The organism is Bacillus sp. 166amftsu (genome assembly GCF_900107445.1).
Taxonomy (GTDB): Bacteria; Bacillota; Bacilli; order Bacillales; family Bacillaceae_G; genus Bacillus_A; species Bacillus_A arachidis.
Genome location: NZ_FNQA01000002.1, coordinates 13,661 through 34,325 on the forward strand (window position 1 = coordinate 13,661; position 20,665 = coordinate 34,325).

Below are 20,665 nucleotides of genomic sequence, written 5' to 3' on the forward strand. Positions count from 1 at the left end.
GATATATATCGTCCCTACGTTTTTACGTAGGGGCGTTTTTTATTTAGGGATTATTCTTGTTGTATCTTCATAACTAGGGTGGTACCGCGATATTTTATCGTCCCTACGTTTTCGTAGGGGCGTTTTTTATTTCGGGTGTTTCTTAGTGTTCTTCACAACTAGGGTGGTACCGCGATATTTTCATCGTCCCTACGTTTTTGTAGGGGCGTTTTTTTATTTTTGAAAGGAAGTGGTTGTATTAGAAAGGAAACAGGCTAGAACAATACGAGTAAGGATGAAATGTATGAAAGAATAGAAGAGAGAGGAGATAAAAATATGAATTCACAGCAATGGACATCGAAATTAGGTTTCGTTTTAGCTGCAGCAGGATCAGCGATTGGACTTGGAGCAATTTGGAAGTTCCCATATATGGCCGGTATTGGAGGAGGCGGTGCGTTCTTCCTTATTTTCATTGGTTTTACTTTACTGATTGGTTTACCTTTATTATTAGCAGAATTTGTAATTGGAAGAAGTACACAAAAAGAGGCTGTGGATGCATATAGAGAAATCGCTCCTAAAACGTTATGGCCATGGCTTGGTAAATTAGGGATTGTAACATGTTTCATATTACTTTCTTTCTACAGTGTTGTTGGAGGTTGGATTTTATTATATTTATGGAATGCAGTTACAGGTAGATTGTGGGAAGGGAATGGTGCATACGAAGCAACATTTGGTGAAATCATTTCCAATCCGTATTTAGCAGTTGGCTCACAGCTATTATTTATTCTTATTACTATTTTTATCGTAAGTAAAGGCGTCCAAAACGGTGTTGAAAAAGTAAATAAATATTTTATGCCAGCACTATTTATTTTATTTTTCGTGTTAATTGTTCGTGCACTTACATTAGATGGAGCAGGAGAAGGTGTTCGCTTCTTCTTACAACCGGACTTCTCGCATGTAACATCTGAAATTGTTTTATATGCAATGGGACAATCATTCTTCTCTTTATCTGTCGGGGTAGCAGTAATGGTAACTTATAGTTCCTATTTACCAAAAGAAGAAAGTCTGCCGCGTTCAGCATTTTCTATTGTTGGTTTAACACTTGTTATTACATTGCTTGCTGGACTTGCGATTTTCCCAGTTGTATTCGCATTTGGAATGGAACCATCTCAAGGCCCAGGATTATTATTTATTGTACTACCAGCTATTTTCAGTAAAATGGCATTCGGAAAACTATTTTTCATTGTTTTCTTATTACTATTTTTCTTTGCCACTATAACATCAGCAATTTCTATGTTAGAAATTAGCGTTGCCTCGTTAACAACAAAAGGTAAAGGGAAACGTGAAAAGGTTGCATTGATTGTTGGGTTATTAATTTTCGTTGTTGGGATTCCATCGGCACTATCATATGGTGTGCTAAGCGATGTGAAGCTCTTTGGAAAAACAATATTTGATTTAGCAGACTTTGCAGTAAGTAATGTACTTATGCCGCTTGGTGTTTTATTAGTTGCAATCTTTGTTCCATTAAAAATGAAGAAAGACGTATTAATGAAAGAACTTGGTGTAAGTAAAAATAAAGGATATAAACTATTTGTTTTATGGCTATGTTTACTTCGCTATGTAGCACCAATTGCTATTATTATCGTATTTTTAGATGTGATTGGAGTAATTTAAAATACAAAAGGCTCTAGCATAACATGATGCTAGGGCCTTTTCACTGTAGAATTATCTTTTTTGCAATTCGTTTACAGTTACAAATTGATAACCTATTTTAGATAAAGAATCTAAAATACCTTCAAGTGCCTGTAAATACTTTTCAGAATCATCATACATGGAATGTAATAAGATGATAGAACCAGGTTTTACATTTTTATTTACATAGTTCACTTTATCAGAGGGTGAATTGTAATACGTGTCAGGCTCAAGGTCCCAAGTAATGGTTTCAATGTGATGCTTGTTTAAATAGTAGGGCAAGCCGATTAATTTTTTCCATTCGGTGGCCGGAAATCAATTTGATCTGTATATCCTGTTGTGCGAATGAATGTATTTGTTTTTTCAATTTCTTCTTTCATAAAAGAAGGTGTCTTAAAAATCATTCGATTATGAGAATATGTATGATTTCCAAGTTGATGTCCAGATTTTACGATTGCTCGCCCTAATTTTAAGTTTTTCTCTAGTTCAGTTCCAATAACAAAAAAAGTAGCGTTCGCATTATATTTATTTAAGAGTGGTAATATTTTTTCTACATTTTTTGTAGGACCATCATCAAAGGTTAGTGCAACAATCTTTTGATTTGTTTCTACTCGATTTGTTAATTCACCAAATAATTGATACGTTCGTGAATTCATGAGTTTATAGGCTCCAAATAGTAAGATGAGAAGAGTGATTAGTATAATGAATGATGTAATGATTCTTTTTTTCATAAAGTGACCTCGCATTATTTTTCATTTCAATTTGTATGTATTATATCAAAACAAATAAATTACTGCTTTTCTAAAAATCATGAGGATGCAAGAAAGAAAAAGTTGTCATATAATAAGAATCAAAAGGTATATTAGGAGGTGTTGATATGGTGATTACAATACAATTGCCAAATACTGCAGCGTCTCATGCAAAGCCAAGTATGGAAATGGCGATACTTTGCGTGAGGTAGACAAGTAATATACAATCGCCAAAATGAGCTCGTATCATTTCTTTTATATTTGGCTTTGCACCTTATTGAAATGAATCATAAAAATAAGGGGCGAGCAGAAATGAAATACGTAAAAGCAGCGGCTGTTTTACCAGAAAATTTAATTATAGAAATTCAAAAGTATGTGCAAGGTGAAACAATTTATATTCCAAAACAGGAAAATACACATTATAAATGGGGTACACGATCTGGAGGAAGAAAGCAACTTGATGAGCGGAATCGAGCGATTAAATATGCATTTAAAAGCGGAGTATCTATTCATCAATTAGCTGAAGAATATTTTCTTTCGAATGAAACAATTAAGAAAATAGTGTATTCTAAATAAAAATGACGTAAGCACTGATTATTTTATATGAAATAATCAGTGCTTTTTATGTAAACTTTGTTTCTAAATTATTTTCTGCATTTTATAAAATGAGTTTATTGTATAAAATAATAAGAGATCAACAATTTGTATGGAGTGATAACAATGGAAGCATTTATTAGAAGTGATCAATATAATTTTATAAAATCACAAACTCATATTCTAGTGCACGGGCATGCAACAGCAAATGATAGAGGTGTTATTACTGCCCTGAAGTCACTTGCAATAGAAAAAGTATTACATGTTTTTGAAAATCTTACTGCTGAACAAAAAGAATTAATTGATACGATTTTAACAGTTGAAAATAGAGAGGATGCAGAAGCATTTTTACTCAAGTTAACCCCATATGTCATTCCTTTTCAGGAAGTTACACCGCAAGCGTTAAAAAAGTTATTTCCTAAAGCTAAAAAACTGAAGCTCCCTGAAATGGAAGAAATAAATATGAAAGAAATGTCATATCTAGGTTGGATTGATAAAGGAACTGGTAAAAAGTTTATTATAGCAAAAAACAGAAACAAGTTTGTTGGTTTGCAAGGAACGTTCCAAAGTTTAAATAAAAAAGGCATTTGTGCATTGTGCCACGGTCATGAAGAAGTAGGAATGTTTTTAGTTGAAATAAAAGGGGATATACCAGGTACTTTTGTTAAAAAAGGAAATTATATCTGTCAAGATAGTATTGCTTGTAATCAGAATATGAAATCGCTTGATAGGTTGAATGATTTTATTGAGAGATTGAGAAAATAAATTATAGCTGGAGTGATAAATATAGAAAACAAAAAGGACGAATATCTTTCGTCCTTTTTATGCGTTATGTCATGATTTATTCAATTTTGCATAGATGAAAAAGTACGGAGAGAAAGTAATGAATCACTTTTTAAATGGCACAATTTTTGCATTGTAATAAAAGAAAAAGGTATTTAAAGTAAGTTTCTTTTAAATGTAAAAATCATGTTTAAAAGGGGAAATGAGAAATGAAATATCCACTAACGCCAGATGTAAAACCAGAGTTTTGTACGACAGGTACATTTATGAGATTGCCATCAAGTAATGAAAAAGCAAAAGTTGCAATTTTAGGAATGCCGTTTGATACGGCTGCTTCCTTTCGCGTCGGTGCGCGTTTTGCTCCGCAAGCCATTCGTCAAGCATCTATGACGCTATTTCCATATCATCCAATTCACCATGTATATCCGTTCGATGACACAAATGCGATTGATATTGGTGATGTGTCTGTTATTCCGCATAATATTCATCGCAGCTATGATATAATTGAAGAAGCTGTTTTTGGTTTAATGAATCAAGGAATTATTCCAATCGGACTTGGTGGAGATCATTCAGTTACATTAGCAAGTCTTCGTGCAGCAGCTAAAGTTCATGGACCGGTAGCAATGATTCATTTCGACTCTCATACTGATACATGGGATACATATTATGAGGAAAAATATTGGCACGGTTCGCCGTTTATACGTGCACATGAGGAAGGGCTATTACAACCAGATAAAGTATTTCAAATTGGAATTCGAGGAACATTGAATCATCCTGGTGATATAGAAGCTAGTAGCGACTTGGGATATAACGTCATTACAACAGCGGAATTATGTAATCGTGGTTTTGAGAGCGTTCTTAAGCAAATGAGGGAAACGATTGGCGATACACCGTGTTTCTTAACATTTGATATTGATTTTGTAGATCCATCTTGTGCGCCTGGTACAGGTACGTTAGAGGTGGGGGGATTTAACAGCCGTGAGACATTAAATATGGTGCGCTCATTAAGTGGGTTTAATTATATTGGTTTCGATTTAGTAGAAGTGTTACCGCCATATGATCAATCGCAAATTACGTCGCTTTTAGCTGCAACACTTGTGCATGATTTTGCTAGTTTAATTGCGTTGCAGTTGAAAAATGAAGGGAATAAGTAAGGAGTTAATTATTATACTGAAATACAAAAAGGCCAATGAAACCATTTTTCATCGGCCTTAAAGATGTCATTTATTATTTCTGTTGCCAATTTTCCTTAATAAAATCTTCACGACCAGATTCTTTACGCTCCTGAGCATATTTCTCAGGATTTTTTTTATAAAAATGTTGATGGTATTCTTCCGCTTCGTAAAAAGGAGCGGGTGGACGAATTTCTGTTACAATTGGGTCTTTAAACATACCACTTTTAGTTAGCGCGTGCTTTGATTTTTGAGCTAGCTCTTTTTGATTTTCATTATGATAAAAAATTGCTGTGCGATAGGATGGACCGCGGTCAAAAAATTGTCCGCCGTCATCGGTTGGATTAATTTGTGGCCAATATAAATCTAGCAATTTTTGATAAGGAAAAATAGAAGGATCGAATGTAATTTGAACAACTTCTAAATGTCCAGATGTTCCAGCTTTTACTTGTTTGTATGTTGGATTTTCGATATGACCACCAGCATAGCCTGAAACAACTTTTTGAATACCTGGAAGCTCATCAAATGGTTTTACCATGCACCAAAAACAGCCACCTGCAAAGGTTGCGAGTTCGTATGTTTTTTCTGTCATTGCTGTAATCCTCCTAAATAGATATGTTTTATCTAGTATTATATAAATTGTTTTATTCCGCAATAAAAAAGATTTGCAAATATGTGTTTTTATAAGCAAGAGCCGCCACTCACATCGATCAATTGACCGGTAACCCAACGGTTGTCAGGGAAGCGAGAAATGTAGCCGTATCTGCAATGTACTCTATTGCACCTTGCTCACTTCTTAGATTACGTAAAGAAAGTTAAAGGGATCGTAGACAGTGAGAACATGTTTGGTAAAGGTAAATACATATGATTCGTCTAACATTAACTCTCGGTGTCAGCAACCGGATAACTACTTAAGGCTGAAAAAGAATTTGCTAATTTTTTCGCAAAATGTAATGGGGGCTCCACTGATTGGAGATGAATGTACATGATTAATGGACTCGTATATAACCAATGGTTGTGTAAAGCACTAACAATAATTCCCTGTTGCACAATTGCGCGCATAAATGAAGGGATTTCTTCTTGTAAAATAGCAATTTCTCCTAAATTTAAAGCATTCCCACTTTGATCCAAAGATTCAAAACTTACTCCTACAGGTATTACATTGCCACTGAGCTTTCCTTGAACAAGCACATTAAAATTGCGACGTAAAGATACCGAACAACCATTTTGATTTATTTTACTTTTTCCTTTAAGAATTGTAGCAAATTGTCCGCAAAGACTATTTAAATCATTCATGGATCTACTCCCCTTTATCGTACAAAATGATTTGTCTTATATTCTCGTATAGTTCATGCGCTAGGCTCATGCAGATTTTTTTTAACTTCTTTGAGCTTCAAAGAGGCGGTGTTGATCCGTATGTACAAATTAACTCATATGATTACTTATGCCTCCTTGCTCTAACACATTAAAAATAGGACGAATCAAGGAATTGTACTTTAATAATTAAATACAATTCCTCTTCTACAGCAAAGAAAAACAGGTCACAATGTGTGAATTCTTAAAAATTTATGACCTATTAATTTCAGAAAAAGTGGGAAATGAACATGAAACATATTTTCGTCAATTCAAAAAAATTTCAGCTTGAATAGGTATTAGTTCTATATGTTATACCATCATTGTTCCAATAATTCCTGTTATGGGAAGTTCGATTGCTTGTAAAGTATAGTCCTATGGATAATGGAAGGATAAAAAAATATAGAACAGAGCATGAATAGTAGGTATAAATTAAATTTACTTTTGTAGCTATTTTTATATAGAGTCATGTATTTAGGTTAAATACACCTTTTCATGAAGGTTCGATTTATTTTTGTATTGGTGAAATAATCAAGTTTCATGTTCGGTAACTGGATTGTCTGTCATTTAGAGTAAGTGTAGGGGATTTTATCTAATGTGATTTTTTGAAAAAGGAGTTTGTATGAAAAAAACATAGGTAAGAAAAAGACTGGACTACTAAAAGGAGTAATGCTGATAACAAAAATAGCTTTAGCTTCTGGTTTATCATGGGAATTAGCAAAAATGCTAGGATCAAAACATCCTTATTTGGCACCACTGACTGTTATTCTTTCTATACAAGAAACAGTCCAACATTCTGCCATGTATGCTTTTTACAGAATTATCGGCACTATTTTCGGGATTTCCGTTACCGTTTTTATTATCAATCATTTAGAAGTAAATGGGTGGACGATAGGGTTATTATTGCTTGGAGGAATGTTGCTTCCAATTATACTAAGGGTACATAAAACAATAATACATCAAGTGGCTTTAACGATTTTATTAGTTTTTGTCTTTGTTCATAAAACAAATTATTATGTCATAGATCGAATCAGAGATACTATTATAGGAGCACTTATTGCCGTTATTATCCATATGATAATTTTCCCACCCAATTATGTGAAGGAAGCTCGTCAGACTTTAAGTCAGTTTGGATTTCATCTTGTACAGTTGTTTGAAAGAACAGCTGATTGGGTAAATACGAATTGTGGCTCTGTTAACGGGCAGCAGTTAAGAAAAGATGTGACGAATCTACTTCAGGAACTGCATCAAGTGCAAAAAGATTTTAAGCTGGCGGAAAAAAGTTTGAAATTGAATCCATTTGCTAAGAATAAAAAACAAATATTAAAACAAAACGAACAATTCCTTGTGCAGTTAAAGGTAGGGTATATCTACCTTTCTAATATAATCAATACATTTAGTGACTGGTCTAACACAGACTGCATTTCAAAAACGGATCAACAACAATGGACGATTCAACTACAAATGCTAGGAAGGTACATAGAAAATCAACTCAATAAGAGTTCAGAGGATCGTCAAAATTTTAGGGTTTCTAAATTTCATCTGGATTTATTAGACTTATCTTCGATTTCTGTACAAATCAATATCTCACCAGAATTAGAGCACTATAGATATCAATTGGGTTTGTATAATGAAACGCTTAAATTTATTCAAGAGTTAAGGAAGGATAATTATTAGTAGCTCGGTTCTTGTACAAGAGAATCTGTGGGGATGCTAGGTTAGCAAAAAAGCTTCTTCTTAACATACCAAAATCTATGTTTTAACAAAAAAGATCCACATTTAAATATTTTGATTATAATTTAAAATATAAATTTTTCGAAAAATATATTGACAATGAAAAGATCAAAGTCCTATAATACGTGTAACAACTAAAGTTGAATTAAGAATTTTCTAACTTTTATATATTGTATATGCAAGGAAGAGGAAAAGTAGATGATTACGAAAGTTTCAGAGAGCTGCCCCGTGGCTGTGAGGGTGGTAACGATCGAATCATTGAAAATCACCTTGGAGCATCGCTTACGAAAGGAAAACTGAGTAGAGGGCGGCGGTTTCATCTCCGGTAAAAGGATGAAAGTCTGATAGGACTTACAAAGCTTATATTTTGTGAGAAATATAAGGAAGCTGAGTGGTAACGCGAAACTCTCGCCTCAGCAATCAAAGCTACTATGATGTAGTGATTGATTGCTGAGGCGAGAGTTTTTATTTTAGAAAAGAGAATAGAGTAATGCAAAGAAGAGGAGAGTAAACGATATAGATTGTTTCAGAGAGCTACCCCGTGGCTGTGAGGGTGGTAACAATTGTATCGGTTGAAAATCACCTCAGAGCACTGCCCTCGAAAAAACTGAGTAGAGCGCAGCGGAGTTGTTCACGATAAAAGAACAAAAGTCTAATAGGACTTACAGAGCTTGTATTTCGCGAGAAGTATAAGGAAGCTGAGTGGTACCACGATTCCCTCGTCTCAGCAATGGATTATTACACGTTTGTAGAAAATCGATTGTTGAGGCGAGGATATTTTTATAATTAATTTACAGAAGATTTAGAAAAATATATTCTTCTCAGCAATCGATACAAAGATGGATTGCACATAAAGAGATAAAAAAAGAGGAGCGATGTAGGATGAAAAACCAGTATATCTATATGAATGGAGAATTAGTAGAGAAAGAAAAGGCTGTTGTATCTGTTTATGATCATGGATTTTTGTATGGAGACGGCGTATTTGAGGGGATTCGTAGTTACGGAGGAAATGTATTTTGTTTAAAAGAACACTTAAAGCGTTTATATGAATCTGCGAAATCGATTTTACTAACAATCCCAATGACAATCGAAGAGATGGAACAAGCAGTTTTACAGACACTACAAAAAAATGAATATGCAGATGCATATATTAGATTAATTGTTTCAAGAGGAAAAGGGGATTTAGGGCTGGATCCAAGAAGCTGTACGAAACCAAGTGTCATCATCATTGCGGAACAGTTAAAGTTGTTCCCGCAAGAGTTTTATGATAACGGGCTTAGCGTTGTATCGGTTGCGTCTCGTCGGAATATGCCAGACGCACTTGACCCACGTATCAAGTCGATGAATTATTTAAATAACGTATTAGTGAAGATTGAAGCAGCACAAGCAGGTGTGCTTGAAGCGCTTATGTTAAATCAACAAGGGTATGTTTGTGAAGGATCGGGAGATAACGTGTTCATTGTGAAAGATGGAAAAGTAGTAACGCCACCTGCCTATTTAGGAGCTCTTGAAGGGATTACAAGAAATAGTGTCATTGAACTTTGTGAACGGCTAAATATTCCTTGTGAAGAAAGACCATTTACTCGTCACGATGTATATGTAGCAGATGAAGTATTTTTAACAGGAACTGCAGCGGAATTAATTCCAGTTGTAAGAGTGGATTCAAGAGAAATTGGAAATGGAAATCCAGGGGAAGTAACAAAACAGTTAACGGAAGAATTTAAAAAGTTAACGAGAGAGCGAGGAGTGCGCGTTCCGGGACTAGCAGAAAGTTTAGCTTAACAAACAGGGGAAGGAGTTATTGAAATGGTGGAACAACATGCAGTGTGTGATGAAGTATATAGCGGAGAAGTAAAAAAAGTAACAGGTGCCGGACATGTGATTCACTGCTTAAAAAAATTAGGTGTAACAACCGTGTTTGGCTATCCGGGCGGAGCTATTTTACCAGTTTATGACGCGCTGTATGACAGTGGTTTGAAACATATTTTAACGCGTCATGAACAAGCTGCCATTCATGGTGCGGAAGGATATGCGAGAGCCTCTGGGGAGGTCGGGGTAGTATTTGCTACCTCCGGTCCAGGGGCTACAAACTTAGTTACTGGTTTAGCAGATGCATATATGGATTCGATTCCTTTAGTTGTTATTACCGGCCAGGTAGCGACACCTCTCATTGGAAAAGATGGATTTCAAGAAGCGGATGTTGTGGGAATTACAATGCCGGTTACAAAACATAATTATCAAGTACGGGATGTAAATCAGTTATCACGTATATTGCAAGAAGCATATTATATTGCCAAAAGTGGACGGCCGGGCCCGGTGTTAATTGATATTCCAAAGGATGTTCAAAATTCTATTGTAACGAATGTTTTTGAAGGAGAAGTTCAAATTCCTGGTTATAAGCCACGGATCGAACCAGACAAAATGCAGCTGGAGAGCGTGGCAGAGGCAATTTCAAAAGCAGATCGTCCGCTACTGTATATCGGCGGCGGTGTCATTCATGCAGATGCATCTGAAGAGCTTCTAACATTTGCGGGGCGGAATCAAATTCCAGTCGTTTCAACTTTAATGGGACTTGGTGCTTATCCACCAGGAGATCCTCTGTTTTTAGGGATGCTTGGTATGCATGGGACGTATGCTGCAAATATGGCAGTAACGGAATGTGATTTGCTTCTTGCATTTGGAGTTCGTTTCGATGATCGAGTCACAGGAAAGTTAGAGTTATTTTCACCTCATTCGAAAAAGGTACATATCGATATTGATCCAGCGGAACTTCATAAAAATGTGGCGGTAGAATATCCAATCGTAGGGGATGTGAAACGAGCGATGCAGATGTTAGTAGATATGCGAGTAGCATGTCAAACTGATGCATGGGTAGAGAGAGTAAGAACATGGCAAGAAGAATACCCGCTGTCATATGAACAGAGTGAATCAAAATTAAAGCCGCAGCATGTGATTCATTTAGTAAGTGAACTAACAAATGGTGAAGCAATTGTGACCACAGAAGTCGGACAGCATCAAATGTGGGCAGCGCATTTTTATAAGGCGCAAAAACCGCGAACATTTCTAACATCTGGTGGACTAGGAACGATGGGGTTTGGATTCCCAGCAGCAATTGGTGCTCAGCTTGCATTTGAGGATAAGCCAGTTGTCTGTATTGCGGGAGATGCTTCATTTCAAATGAACATTCAAGAATTGCAAACAATTGCTGAAAATAATATTCCAGTGAAAGTTTTTATTATTAATAACAAGTTTTTAGGCATGGTCAGACAGTGGCAAGAGATGTTCTATGAAAATCGTTTATCAGAATCACAGATTGGATCACCTGATTTTGTAAAAGTAGCAGAAGCATATGGAGTAAAAGGTTTGCGCGCTACAAATCCAATTGAAGCGAAACAAGTCATGTTAGAAGCATTTTGTCATCAAGGACCAGTTGTTGTTGATTTTTGTGTAGAAGAGGGCGAAAACGTATTTCCCATGGTCCCTCCTAATAAAGGGAATCATGAAATGATTATGAAGAGGTGGGAAGAATGAGTCATACTTTTTCACTCGTTGTCAATAACGATCCTGGAGTTTTACTAAGAGTATGTGGGATTTTTGCTCGGCGTGGTTATAATATTTCTTCTTTAAATTTAAATGAAGGAGAAACAAGAGAGATTTCGGAAATGAAACTTATAACAGTTTGTACAGAAAATGAAGCGACATTGCTCGTAAATCAGTTGAAAAAGTTAATTGATGTTCTGCAAGTAAACAAATTATAAGGAGTGTATGTGAAAATGAAAACATATTATGAACAAGATGCGAATTTAGAGGTATTAGCAGGGAAAACAGTGGCGGTAGTTGGTTATGGTTCACAAGGTCATGCGCAAGCACAAAATTTACGTGATTCTGGAGTTCGTGTTGTAGTCGGAGTTCGTCCAGGGAAATCATTTGAGGTAGCGAAAGCGGATGGTTTTGAAGTAATGCCAGTTTCAGAAGCGGTACGAACCGCAGACGTTGTGCAAGTATTATTGCCAGATGAACAGCAGGCGCATGTATATCGAAATGAAGTAGAAGAAAATCTTCGTGAAGGACAAATGTTACTTTTCTCACATGGATTTAATATTCACTTTGGACAAATCCAGCCACCAAGTTACGTAGATGTAGCGATGGTTGCGCCGAAAAGTCCAGGACATCTTGTTCGCCGTGTTTTCCAAGAAGGAAATGGGGTCCCTGCATTAGTTGCGGTTCATCAAAATGCAACTGGGAGAGCGTTTGATGTTGCTCTTGCATATGCAAAAGGAGTTGGTTGTACACGTGCTGGTGTAATTGAAACATCATTCCAAGAAGAAACAGAGACGGATTTATTTGGAGAACAAGCTGTATTATGCGGAGGGGTAACGGCACTTGTAAAAGCAGGTTTTGAAACGTTAACAGAAGGAGGATATCGTCCGGAAATTGCGTATTTTGAATGTTTACATGAGCTTAAATTAATTGTTGATTTAATGTACGAAGGCGGTTTAACGAATATGCGCCATTCTATTTCAGATACAGCAGAGTTTGGTGATTATGTAACAGGATCTAGAATTGTTACAGATGAAACGAAGAAAGAAATGAAACGAGTTCTTTCGGAGATTCAGCAAGGCGAATTTGCAAAGAAATGGATTCTAGAAAACCAAGCTGGGCGCCCGACTTATAATGCAATGAAAAAAGCAGAGCAAAATCATCAACTTGAAAAAGTAGGAGCGGAACTCCGTGAAATGATGAGTTGGATTCAGGGGTCAGAAGGAAAAAAGTTAGTAAAAAAATAGAGTGAAATTAGATGAATAAAAGTGAACAGGAAAGGATTTGGAAAAATGAGAAGCGATATGATTAAAAAGGGTTTTGATAAAGCACCACATCGAAGTTTATTAAAAGCAACTGGTTTAAAAGATGAGGATTTTGATAAGCCCTTTGTAGCCATTTGTAATTCTTTTATTGAAATTATTCCAGGGCATAAACATTTAAATGAATTTGGTCGCCTTGTAAAAGAAGCCGTACGTGCAGCAGGAATGGTTCCATTTGAATTTAATACAATTGGGGTAGATGACGGGATTGCGATGGGACATATCGGTATGCGCTATTCGCTCCCAAGCCGTGAAATAATCGCGGATTCGGTTGAAACGGTAGTAAATGCTCACTGGTTTGATGGGATGATTTGTATTCCGAACTGTGACAAAATTACACCTGGTATGATGATGGCGGCATTACGTGTTAACATTCCGACTGTATTTGTTTCAGGTGGACCGATGGCAGCTGGGAAAACATCGAAAGGTGAAGTAGTCGACTTAAGCTCTGTTTTTGAAGGAGTAGGAGCTTATCAATCTGGAAAGATTTCAGAAGAAGAATTAAAGGATATTGAAGATCATGGCTGTCCATCTTGCGGTTCCTGTTCAGGTATGTTTACTGCAAACTCAATGAACTGCTTATGTGAAGTATTAGGACTTGCACTTCCTGGGAATGGGAGTATTTTAGCAACTGATCCAAGACGTGAGGAACTTATTAAACAAGCAGCTGAAAAATTAAAAGTATTAATTGAACGTGATATTAAACCTCGAGATATCGTGACAGAAGAGGCGATTGATGATGCATTTGCATTAGATATGGCGATGGGGGGATCAACAAATACGGTATTACATACGTTAGCACTCGCACAGGAAGCGGGACTTGAATATGATATGAGCCGAATTGATGTAGTTTCAAGACGCGTTCCACATTTATGTAAAGTGAGTCCGGCTTCTAATTGGCATATGGAAGATATTGATCGTGCGGGTGGCATCAGTGCTATTTTAAAAGAGTTAAGTAGAAAAGAGGGTGTACTCCATCTGGACCGTATTACAGCTACTGGTCAGACATTAAGAGAAAACATTGCTCATGCAGAAATTCATGATAAAGAAGTCATTCATTCTCTTGAAAATCCTCATAGTGAAGAAGGTGGCCTGCGTATATTAAAAGGAAACCTTGCAAAAGATGGGGCTGTTATTAAAAGTGGTGCAACAGAAGTGAAACGTTTTGAAGGACCATGCGTTATTTTTGAATCTCAAGACGAGGCACTTGCAGGGATTATGCTAGGTAAAGTGAAAAAGGGAGATGTTGTTGTTATTCGTTATGAAGGACCAAGAGGTGGACCTGGGATGCCAGAAATGTTAGCACCAACCTCGGCGATTGCTGGTATGGGATTAGGTGCAGATGTTGCACTGTTAACAGATGGTCGTTTTTCAGGGGCATCACGAGGTATTTCAGTAGGGCATATTTCACCTGAAGCTGCTGCCGGCGGGACAATTGCACTTCTTGAGCACGGTGATATCGTATGTATTGATGTAGAAGAACGTTTACTTGAAGTGAGAGTAAGTGATGAAGAATTAGAAAAACGTAGAAAAGAATGGAAAAAACCAGAGTTAAAAGTGAAAACAGGATGGCTTGGACGCTATGCACAAATGGTAACATCAGCAAATACAGGTGCAGTATTGAAAATACAAAATTTTGATTGAACCGATATAAAAAAGAGATAAGGAATGATATGAGATGGTGCAAAATGTAAAGGAGAGAGTGAAAATCGAAGATATCCTTGTGGCTCATAATCATATGAAGGATATCGTCAATAAAACGCCGCTTCAACGGGATTCAGTTTTATCTGAGAAATATGAATGTGACGTATATGTAAAACGGGAAGATTTACAAGTGATTCGTTCGTTTAAAATTCGTGGTGCTTACAATGTCATTCAAAGTTTGTCGAAAGAACAATTGCAAAATGGTGTTGTATGTGCGAGTGCTGGGAATCATGCGCAAGGAGTTGCATATACGTGTAATTTATTGAAGATTCAGTCGAAAATTTTTATGCCAACAACAACACCGAAGCAGAAAGTATCACAAGTACAATTTTTTGGTGGTGCTTATGCGGAAATTGTATTAGTCGGGGATACATTTGATAGCTCTTTTCAAGAAGCGCAGCGCTATTGTGAAGAAAATCGTATGACGTTCGTTCATCCATTTGATGATCCGTATGTAATCGCAGGACAAGGGACAGTCGCTGTTGAAATCTTACACGATATAGAGAAACCTGTTGATTACATCTTTGCTGCAATTGGTGGAGGGGGCTTAGCATCAGGTATTGGTACATATGTAAAAGGTGTGAGTCCTGCTACAAAAGTAATCGGTGTAGAACCAAAGGGAGCAGCATCGATGAAAGAGGCTTTTTTACAAAATGAAAATGTAGCCCTAGAAAAAATTGATAGTTTCGTTGATGGGGCAGCGGTTAAAAAAGTAGGGAAATTGACTTTTGAAATTTGTAAAGAAGTGTTGGATAATATTGTGTTGGTTCCTGAGGGGAAAATTTGTACAACAATTTTAGAATTGTACAAGAAAAATGCAATCGTTGCGGAGCCAGCTGGTGCCCTTTCAATTGCAGCACTCGATTTTTACAAGGATGAAATTAAAGGGAAAACCGTTGTTTGTACGTTAAGTGGTGGCAATAATGATATTGATAGAATGCAAGAAATGAAAGAACGCTCTCTCATTTATGAAGGATTAAAACATTATTTTATTATTGAATTCCCGCAGCGTTCAGGAGCATTGCGAGAATTTCTTGATAAAGGTTTAGGACCAGAAGATGACATCACTCGTTTTGAGTATATTAAAAAACATAATAAAGAAAATGGGCCTGCGCTTGTTGGGATAGAGCTAAAACATAAAGAAGATTATGAGCCGTTAATTACCCGTTTTCAAGAAAATAATATTCAATTTATGGAGTTAAATAAAAATCCTGTTTTGTTTGATTTGTTAATTTAATATACAAAGAGAAAGGAAGCTTTTTATGCAAAAGCTTCCTTTTTTCTAACTACGTTTGTTTTTAATTGTTCCATTTTCATCGATTTCTACATCAGTTGAAACAGTTTGTAAATATTGTAATGCTTTTTTCTTTTCCTCAGGAGTAGTTGGTGAAATTTGATTATTACGAATGATGTAAGGATTAAATGACATCTGTACGTCTTTTCCTTTAAAGGTAAGAGTTAATACACCCGTTTCAGCACTTTTTCCTTTTACATAGTTAGGGAACAAGAAGTTTCCTAACGAATAAGCGACAGGGACATTGTTGTAATATTCAAATCCTTGTAACCAATGTGGATGACTTCCAACAATCGCATCAGCACCAGCTTCGACTATTTTCGGTACATACTGTTTTTGATAGTCTACAGGTCTATTTGATTTTTCAACGCCCCAATGCATATACACAATCAGATAATCAGCGTCTTTCTTTTGTTCTTTGATCGTTTTTGTGACTTGATTGATATCATATCCATTTGCAACACCTGGCTTGTCTTTACCAGCTACCCAGGTAAAGTCAGGCATGAAACGAACGAAGGAAAGGAATTTGAATTTTTTCCCTTTCACTGTAATTTCTCTTGCTGTGTATGCATCATTCGCATTTTTTCCTGCTCCAATATAAGGAAGTTTTAGATTTTCTACGTGAGATATCGTATCCATTAAACCTTCTTGTCCATAGTCGAGTGTATGGTTGTTCCCGATATTGACAATGTCATAGCCGGTATTTTTAATAGTTTGTAAGGTGGCAGGGTCGCTTTTAATCCAGAATTGTTGACCCGGAATTTTTTTCTCACGTGTTGTAAATGTAGATTCCAAGTTTATAAAGGAAATATCAGCTTTTGCTATTTCATCTTTTACGTGTTGGAATGGATAATCAGCTCCGTTTTTTTGAATAACCGGTCGCAATTGCCAATCAAACATTGTATCACCAGAGAACGTAAGTGTAATTTCAGGATCTTCTTTTTTCTTTGTTTTTTCTTTTTTATTTTCGACTCCGGATGCATCTTTTGCTTTTGATGTAAAGGAGTTATTAATCAATAAAACAATTGGCGTAATAAGAATTACAATTAAAATAAATCGTTTAAATAAAGTTGTCATAGTTATCTTTCCTTTTTTCAATATTCTCCCGCTATTTCCGGGCTGCCCGTAAAATCTTGATTGGTGAGGGCTGATTAAAGTTTCCCTTTATATAATGACTGACCTTTAGAAAATCTGCTGATAAGAGTTTCATATGATATGTAAGAAAATGAGTAAGTGCTTAATAGTTTATGTATGCTAGACATGATATGTAGGTTGAAAGATACGTCTGTTAGATTATAGGCATGTATTGAGAGCTCCTCTCATAGTGTATGCAATATTACGGTAACATGAAACGATGAAAGAATACAATACATAAGTCAATTTTACTTATAGGGTTTCGAAAATTCTGTTAAAAGTTCTTGTATTTTGTTGTATGGTAGATATAAAAATTAGAAATATAATGGTTGAAGAGAATGGAGAAGGCACAATGGTTATATTAGGAGCGGTAGTGAACGGAATTTGTATCATAATTGGTACTATCTTAGGTAAACTATTAAGCAATATTCCGGAAAGTATGAAAGGGACAGTTATGCATACAATCGGTTTAGCTGTTACTGTACTTGGTCTTCAAATGGGATTGAAAAGTGAAAACTTTCTTGTTGTAATTATAAGTCTTGTTATTGGTGCAGTGGCTGGAGAATGGCTGGAGTTAGAAGAGAAATTAAAGAGTTTAGGAGATTGGTTAGAAAAAAAGGTTGGCTCAAAAGGAGAAGGTAGTATATCCCTTGGGTTTGTAACAGCTACATTAATCTTTGCTATCGGTGCAATGGGGATACTTGGAGCTTTAGATAGTGGTATTCGTGGAAATCATGATGTGCTATTTACAAAAGCAATAATTGATGGATTTATTTCTCTCATTTTAACGACAACGCTTGGAATAGGCGTACTATTTTCAGCGATACCAGTCGTTTTATATGAGGGAGGTATTGCGATTTTCGCGACGCAAATTAATAGCTTTGTACCAGAAAAGCTAATGAATCAGTTTATCATAGAAATGGCTGCAACTGGCGGAATTATGATTTTTGCAATCGGATTAAATTTACTTGGTTTTATTAAAATTAAAGTGGCAAACTTATTGCCAGGGATACTTGTAGTTGGAATAATTGTTTCTATTATGTATGGATATAATTTGTATGTTTAATTAAGCTAAATAGTCCACAACTGTTTTGGAACAGTTGTGGACTATTTGTATGTAAAAATTAATATGCTTTTTTCATGAAATGAATAAAGCCACCTATAAATAAAATCACAAAGCTCCCAATTACGACAAATACCAGTGTTTGAAAAGAGATATAAAACAGCCCAGATCCTTCTTTAGGAAGCATTGCAAGAAAAGGTTGGGACCATGGGTAAATGGGACCAAACCTTGCAGAATTTGCAATTACCATAGCGGGTATGGAAGCTATAACATTTAAAGCAATTGGTGCCGCAAAGCTAGACCAGATGGTTGAAACCCATAATTGTAAGGCGATTAAAGGCAGAGTAGCAATCCAACCGCCTATAATACTTTTAATTGTAGGAATGAGAGGGAATGGACTAGATATATGTAAAAGTTGTCCAACACTAACATAGCTTATAATGAAGAGAATTTGCATTGTACCTACAAATAAGAGAACAAAGAAAAATTTTGTTATATAGGTATGATACCTTGCTATCGGCTGCACCAAAAGTTGTTTCCATCCCCCGTTTGAATGTTCATATCGGCAAATAAATGCAGTGAAAATGCCTGTTAATAATGGAAGAAGCAACATACCATGTACCAGTATCATGATATTATAAATTAGCTCCCAATGTTTATAATCGGGATAGTTTGAGGCATTTGCATAAGCTATTACTCCTGCTAAAGTCGGGCTTAAAAATAGTAATGTCCATATTTTGGTTTTTTTTATTTTATAAAATTCAGCTTGTATGGTTTTAAGCCAAAGCATTATTTATGCACATCCCTTCTAGTAAAATCTGCTGTTTCAATACATAACATACATATACCAACGATTAGGCCTATTACTACACATAGAAGTGGAGATCCCCAGTCAATGCGTAGGCTTGGCCATCTCCATATAAACCAATTGGGAAGAGCTATTGAAAACATTGTGAAAATAGTTCCTAACAGTCCGATTGTAAATGCGATACTTTGGTTTTGAAATATGATGGCAATCCATAGTTGAAGAGCTACAATTGGCAGTGCCGACCAATAAGGATAGAAACTCATTTTAAATATAGAAAGCCATGGAATTGAAGCATCGAATTGTAATACTAAACCCAATCCAACTATGCCAATCAATAATAAAGAACAAGATACAGTAAGCAGGAAAAATACCAGTATGAATTTTACTAGAAAAATATGCCCCTTATTAATAGGTAAGGATAAGAGATGCTTCCATGAACTAGAATGATGCTCTATGTGTGCAATTAAAGAAGTAACGATCGTAATTCCTAATATAAGAGTTGTGAGAGCAAGTGGTTGAGCTTCAGAAATGAGGCCGCTCCATAAATCCTTCGCATATTTATTTGTCAAAAAATCATATCGAAGAAAAAAGTTACATGCTTGAAGAGAAATAACACCTATTGGTCCTAAAAAGATTAAAAACCAAATCCATTTCCTTTTTATTTTTAAAAGCTCAGATTGAAAGAGGCGTTTGTACATGTGTCTCTTCCTCCTTTATAAGCTGTAAGAATATCTCTTCGAGTGACTTTTTATTTTCTTCAATTCGGAATACAGAAATGTTATGTGTTACAAGTGTTTTTACAATTTCGCCAACAGTTTCATTTGATACATTTGATAGAATAATTTGATTTTCCTCTTGCATAGAAGGAATCCCTTTAGCGAGAATGAGCTTCCAAGCTACATCTGGTTTGTCTGTCCTAAGTGTAATAGAATGCTGAGCGTGCTGGCGCAATATCTCTATTTTATCTTGAAAAATAAGCTTTCCTTTTGCGATAATTCCAACATAAGTTGCCATTTGATCAATTTCACTTAATAAGTGACTAGAGATAAGGATGGTAATTCCTCTTTCTTTCGCCAGTTGTTTAATTAGCATACGAATTTCATGAATCCCTTCTGGATCGAGTCCATTTGTCGGCTCGTCTAAAATTAATAGCTGTGGATCACCAAGTAAGGCAATGGCAATTCCTAACCGTTGTTTCATTCCTAATGAATATTCTTTTACTTTTTGTTTGGAAGCATGTTGTAAACCGACAATTTGTAGCACTTCCTCAATTTTTTCTTTCGGAGCATTTCTTAAAATCCTGTAAACCTCTAAATTCTCAAGGGCATTTAGGTGGGCATAATAAGATGGATTTTCAACAAGAGCTCCAATTTTAGATAGTATCGATAAACGCTCTTTCATTAAATCTTGTTGAAATATAGTGACCCTTCCTTGCGTTGGTTTAATAAGGCCTAAAAGCATACGAATACTAGTTGTTTTACCAGCTCCGTTAGGCCCGAGAAATCCATAAATCTCTCCTTTTGGAATTTTTAAATCTACGTTATGTACTACATAATCATTTCGATATCTTTTTGTTAACCCTGTCGTTTCCAAAATATAATTCATATTCCTATCACCTCAAATCAAGTATAGGAAATAAAGGTTAATGATAATGTTAGAAGAGTTTAAGATTTGTTTAAATTTATACAGCATTACCTAATTTTGGAGTGTATTGGTTTTCAAATCGTGTTGTATTTCTTATGAT

18 protein-coding genes, 2 pseudogenes and 3 other annotated features (1 of these 23 only partly in view) are annotated in these 20,665 nt (G+C 35.8%); of the genes and pseudogenes, 12 read left to right on the forward strand and 8 right to left on the reverse strand.

Features of this window, described 5'->3' with window-relative positions; genetic code table 11:
- Positions 1–19: a binding site (T-box leader), on the forward strand; it begins 204 nt to the left of the window's first position.
- Between the two features lie 296 nt (positions 20–315).
- Entirely contained in the window at positions 316–1,653 is a 1,338-nt protein-coding gene (locus BLV40_RS06800; RefSeq protein ID WP_090688360.1) for a sodium-dependent transporter, read from the forward strand.
- A 51-nt stretch (positions 1,654–1,704) separates the two neighbouring features.
- Here the strand turns inward: BLV40_RS06800 and BLV40_RS06805 are convergent.
- Positions 1,705–2,402 (reverse strand): annotated as a pseudogene (locus BLV40_RS06805) (polysaccharide deacetylase family protein).
- Between the two features lie 330 nt (positions 2,403–2,732).
- On the opposite strand from BLV40_RS06805, the gene BLV40_RS06810 reads away from it, so the two are divergent.
- The 3 genes from BLV40_RS06810 (at position 2,733) to speB (ending at position 4,951) form a co-directional block, all read left to right on the forward strand.
- Positions 2,733–2,996 (forward strand): CD3324 family protein, encoded by a 264-nt coding sequence (locus tag BLV40_RS06810; protein WP_026592042.1) that lies wholly within the window; start codon positions 2,733–2,735, stop codon positions 2,994–2,996.
- Positions 2,997–3,140: 144 nt separating this feature from the next.
- On the forward strand, positions 3,141–3,779 hold the full coding sequence (locus tag BLV40_RS06815) for a FusB/FusC family EF-G-binding protein (protein ID WP_090688363.1): 639 nt from the start codon (positions 3,141–3,143) through the stop codon (positions 3,777–3,779).
- 227 nt (positions 3,780–4,006) lie between these two features.
- Positions 4,007–4,951 carry an agmatinase gene (gene speB / locus BLV40_RS06820; RefSeq protein ID WP_026592040.1) on the forward strand — a complete coding sequence of 315 codons (945 nt, stop codon included), beginning with the start codon at positions 4,007–4,009 and terminating at the stop codon, positions 4,949–4,951.
- A 73-nt stretch (positions 4,952–5,024) separates the two neighbouring features.
- On the opposite strand, the gene msrA is transcribed toward speB, so the two are convergent.
- From msrA to BLV40_RS06830, 3 genes and pseudogenes are all read right to left on the reverse strand, one after another.
- On the reverse strand, positions 5,025–5,561 hold the full coding sequence (gene msrA, locus BLV40_RS06825) for a peptide-methionine (S)-S-oxide reductase MsrA (protein WP_090688367.1): 537 nt from the start codon (positions 5,559–5,561) through the stop codon (positions 5,025–5,027).
- A gap of 89 nt (positions 5,562–5,650) precedes the next feature.
- Positions 5,651–5,754, reverse strand: a pseudogene (locus BLV40_RS27855) (short-chain dehydrogenase); the annotation flags it as partial.
- A gap of 94 nt (positions 5,755–5,848) precedes the next feature.
- Positions 5,849–6,265, reverse strand: coding sequence for a DUF1259 domain-containing protein (locus BLV40_RS06830; protein WP_090688369.1), 417 nt, complete (start codon positions 6,263–6,265; stop codon positions 5,849–5,851).
- 675 nt (positions 6,266–6,940) lie between these two features.
- Between BLV40_RS06830 and BLV40_RS06835 the strand changes: the two genes are divergently transcribed.
- From BLV40_RS06835 to ilvA, 7 genes are all read left to right on the forward strand, one after another.
- Positions 6,941–7,999, forward strand: a complete 1,059-nt coding sequence (locus tag BLV40_RS06835; protein WP_244525342.1) for an FUSC family protein — start codon at positions 6,941–6,943, stop codon at positions 7,997–7,999.
- 229 nt (positions 8,000–8,228) lie between these two features.
- Positions 8,229–8,475 (forward strand) — a binding site (T-box leader).
- A 67-nt stretch (positions 8,476–8,542) separates the two neighbouring features.
- Positions 8,543–8,786: a binding site (T-box leader), on the forward strand.
- A 152-nt stretch (positions 8,787–8,938) separates the two neighbouring features.
- A complete protein-coding gene (ilvE, locus tag BLV40_RS06840) occupies positions 8,939–9,838 on the forward strand; it encodes a branched-chain-amino-acid transaminase (protein ID WP_026592036.1) in 900 nt (299 codons plus the stop codon).
- A gap of 24 nt (positions 9,839–9,862) precedes the next feature.
- A complete protein-coding gene (gene ilvB, locus BLV40_RS06845; RefSeq protein ID WP_139265499.1) occupies positions 9,863–11,587 on the forward strand; it encodes an acetolactate synthase large subunit in 1,725 nt (574 codons plus the stop codon).
- Positions 11,584–11,814: an ACT domain-containing protein gene (locus tag BLV40_RS06850; RefSeq protein ID WP_026592034.1), complete on the forward strand. Its 231-nt coding sequence runs from the start codon at positions 11,584–11,586 to the stop codon at positions 11,812–11,814. The genes ilvB and BLV40_RS06850 overlap by 4 nt, the downstream gene beginning before the upstream one ends.
- Positions 11,815–11,829: 15 nt before the next feature.
- Complete coding sequence (locus BLV40_RS06855; protein WP_090688375.1) at positions 11,830–12,843, forward strand: ketol-acid reductoisomerase; 1,014 nt, start codon at positions 11,830–11,832, stop codon at positions 12,841–12,843.
- Positions 12,844–12,888: 45 nt separating this feature from the next.
- Positions 12,889–14,562, forward strand: coding sequence for a dihydroxy-acid dehydratase (gene ilvD / locus BLV40_RS06860; RefSeq protein ID WP_090688377.1), 1,674 nt, complete (start codon positions 12,889–12,891; stop codon positions 14,560–14,562).
- Between the two features lie 34 nt (positions 14,563–14,596).
- On the forward strand, positions 14,597–15,859 hold the full coding sequence (gene ilvA, locus BLV40_RS06865) for a threonine ammonia-lyase IlvA (protein ID WP_090688380.1): 1,263 nt from the start codon (positions 14,597–14,599) through the stop codon (positions 15,857–15,859).
- A gap of 45 nt (positions 15,860–15,904) precedes the next feature.
- On the opposite strand, the gene BLV40_RS06870 is transcribed toward ilvA, so the two are convergent.
- Complete coding sequence (locus BLV40_RS06870) at positions 15,905–16,993, reverse strand: CapA family protein (protein ID WP_026592030.1); 1,089 nt, start codon at positions 16,991–16,993, stop codon at positions 15,905–15,907.
- A 409-nt stretch (positions 16,994–17,402) separates the two neighbouring features.
- On the opposite strand from BLV40_RS06870, the gene BLV40_RS06875 reads away from it, so the two are divergent.
- Positions 17,403–18,116: a DUF554 domain-containing protein gene (locus BLV40_RS06875; RefSeq protein ID WP_090688384.1), complete on the forward strand. Its 714-nt coding sequence runs from the start codon at positions 17,403–17,405 to the stop codon at positions 18,114–18,116.
- 58 nt (positions 18,117–18,174) lie between these two features.
- Here BLV40_RS06875 and BLV40_RS06880 read toward each other — a convergent pair whose 3' ends face one another.
- The 3 genes from BLV40_RS06880 to BLV40_RS06890 are packed head-to-tail and all read right to left on the reverse strand — an operon-like array spanning position 18,175 to position 20,526.
- The gene (locus tag BLV40_RS06880) at positions 18,175–18,903 is read right to left on the reverse strand and encodes an ABC transporter permease (protein WP_026592029.1); all 729 of its coding nucleotides are present in this window, start codon (positions 18,901–18,903) and stop codon (positions 18,175–18,177) included.
- Entirely contained in the window at positions 18,903–19,619 is a 717-nt protein-coding gene (locus BLV40_RS06885) for an ABC transporter permease (protein ID WP_090688387.1), read from the reverse strand. The genes BLV40_RS06880 and BLV40_RS06885 overlap by 1 nt, the downstream gene beginning before the upstream one ends.
- Positions 19,594–20,526 (reverse strand): ABC transporter ATP-binding protein, encoded by a 933-nt coding sequence (locus tag BLV40_RS06890; RefSeq protein WP_026592027.1) that lies wholly within the window; start codon positions 20,524–20,526, stop codon positions 19,594–19,596. Before BLV40_RS06890 ends, BLV40_RS06885 begins: the two co-directional genes overlap by 26 nt.
- Positions 20,527–20,665: the final 139 nt, after the last annotated feature.

Bases quoted from the DNA above. Each gene is read 5' to 3' on its own strand.
- BLV40_RS06800 (WP_090688360.1), top strand. From the start codon at position 316: ATGAATTCACAGCAATGGACATCGAAATTAGGTTTCGTTTTAGCTGCA.
- BLV40_RS06810 (WP_026592042.1), top strand. From the start codon at position 2,733: ATGAAATACGTAAAAGCAGCGGCTGTTTTACCAGAAAATTTAATTATA.
- BLV40_RS06815 (WP_090688363.1), top strand. From the start codon at position 3,141: ATGGAAGCATTTATTAGAAGTGATCAATATAATTTTATAAAATCACAA.
- speB (WP_026592040.1), top strand. From the start codon at position 4,007: ATGAAATATCCACTAACGCCAGATGTAAAACCAGAGTTTTGTACGACA.
- msrA (WP_090688367.1), bottom strand. From the start codon at position 5,561: ATGACAGAAAAAACATACGAACTCGCAACCTTTGCAGGTGGCTGTTTT.
- BLV40_RS06830 (WP_090688369.1), bottom strand. From the start codon at position 6,265: ATGAATGATTTAAATAGTCTTTGCGGACAATTTGCTACAATTCTTAAA.
- ilvE (WP_026592036.1), top strand. From the start codon at position 8,939: ATGAAAAACCAGTATATCTATATGAATGGAGAATTAGTAGAGAAAGAA.
- ilvB (WP_139265499.1), top strand. From the start codon at position 9,863: ATGGTGGAACAACATGCAGTGTGTGATGAAGTATATAGCGGAGAAGTA.
- BLV40_RS06850 (WP_026592034.1), top strand. From the start codon at position 11,584: ATGAGTCATACTTTTTCACTCGTTGTCAATAACGATCCTGGAGTTTTA.
- BLV40_RS06855 (WP_090688375.1), top strand. From the start codon at position 11,830: ATGAAAACATATTATGAACAAGATGCGAATTTAGAGGTATTAGCAGGG.
- ilvD (WP_090688377.1), top strand. From the start codon at position 12,889: ATGAGAAGCGATATGATTAAAAAGGGTTTTGATAAAGCACCACATCGA.
- ilvA (WP_090688380.1), top strand. From the start codon at position 14,597: ATGGTGCAAAATGTAAAGGAGAGAGTGAAAATCGAAGATATCCTTGTG.
- BLV40_RS06870 (WP_026592030.1), bottom strand. From the start codon at position 16,993: ATGACAACTTTATTTAAACGATTTATTTTAATTGTAATTCTTATTACG.
- BLV40_RS06875 (WP_090688384.1), top strand. From the start codon at position 17,403: ATGGTTATATTAGGAGCGGTAGTGAACGGAATTTGTATCATAATTGGT.
- BLV40_RS06880 (WP_026592029.1), bottom strand. From the start codon at position 18,903: ATGCTTTGGCTTAAAACCATACAAGCTGAATTTTATAAAATAAAAAAA.
- BLV40_RS06885 (WP_090688387.1), bottom strand. From the start codon at position 19,619: ATGTACAAACGCCTCTTTCAATCTGAGCTTTTAAAAATAAAAAGGAAA.
- BLV40_RS06890 (WP_026592027.1), bottom strand. From the start codon at position 20,526: ATGAATTATATTTTGGAAACGACAGGGTTAACAAAAAGATATCGAAAT.